Annotated in this window: 2 protein-coding genes; one reads left to right on the top strand and one right to left on the bottom strand. The window is 34.7% G+C overall.

Features of this window, described 5'->3' with window-relative positions; all coding sequences use genetic code 11:
* Positions 1-215, top strand: a 215-nt coding sequence (locus ACY2RU_RS17600; RefSeq protein WP_490139794.1) for a hypothetical protein, incomplete at its 5' end; no start/stop codon positions are given.
* A 2-nt stretch (positions 216-217) separates the two neighbouring features.
* Here ACY2RU_RS17600 and ACY2RU_RS17595 read toward each other — a convergent pair.
* The coding region (locus ACY2RU_RS17595) for a hypothetical protein (protein ID WP_490139793.1) at positions 218-945 on the bottom strand (728 nt) is incomplete at its 5' end.

Genomic DNA, 945 nt, shown 5'->3' with positions numbered 1-945 from the left:
AACGTGTTTGTATAATGCCAGTGGCGGTCCTTGGCTCGCTGTGGCTCAACCAAATTTTCGGAGCAAATGTTGGCAGCGGCGTCGACGCGTGCGACTCGGAAGCCACGGCGAAGCCGTTTACAAGTTTATTCGGAATTAAAGATAGGATTTTTTGTAATGACAGGCTTGGGGAGTTCACAAAACTCGCCATTGGCTTTATACGGTGTTACCCATAGGTTTACTCCGCAATCCTTCCGCTTAGTTTAAACGCATTATAAAATTCAGTATTCTGTTCGAATTCATATTTTTCAATTTGACCGAAAAATTCAGAATTTGGATTGTATTCTATTTTAAAAAATTCATTTTCAATAAATTCCGTACGTACTTTTTTGTCAGGATTATACCTTTCCCAATCCCAATAATTTTCACTTCTATTTACGATGAAAAAGTGCTTAACATAAGCAGAAGCGTGGACGTTGTAAAAATAACCTGTCAAAATAGGTTTTCCGTTTGCCGTAATAGCGAATTGGGTACTATATAAACCATCTGGGAAAAATTCCCATAATTTTTTAACCGCACTCGGACTTAATTCAATTTTACTTGTTTTAAAATCGAAGCTAATTATTTCATCATCAAAAATAAACGGCAAATCCATTAAATCACTTTCCGTTGCATTGTAACTACCAGCATAAATTGGATTTTTTGTTATTGTGTCAAAGCGTTCATATTTAAATATCTCTTTAAGCATTTTAAGCTTAGAACTGTCTTTTTCAATTTCTTTCATATTAAACCAATCGGCTTGCAATTCGGTACCATCTTTTGAGAAAATCCGTTCTTTTAAAAAATAAATTTCGATTTTGGGCCTATCAGAGATTGTGTCAATATCTTTCATCTGATTACATCCAAATAAGGTCAGAAGGGTTATAAATGTTATGAGAATGTTTTTTTTCAAACTTATGGGTAACG

This window comes from Ulvibacter sp. 2305UL32-6 (assembly GCF_058148545.1).
The sequence above is the reverse complement of the archived record's forward strand: the minus strand, read 5'-3'. Positions and strand labels throughout refer to the sequence as shown.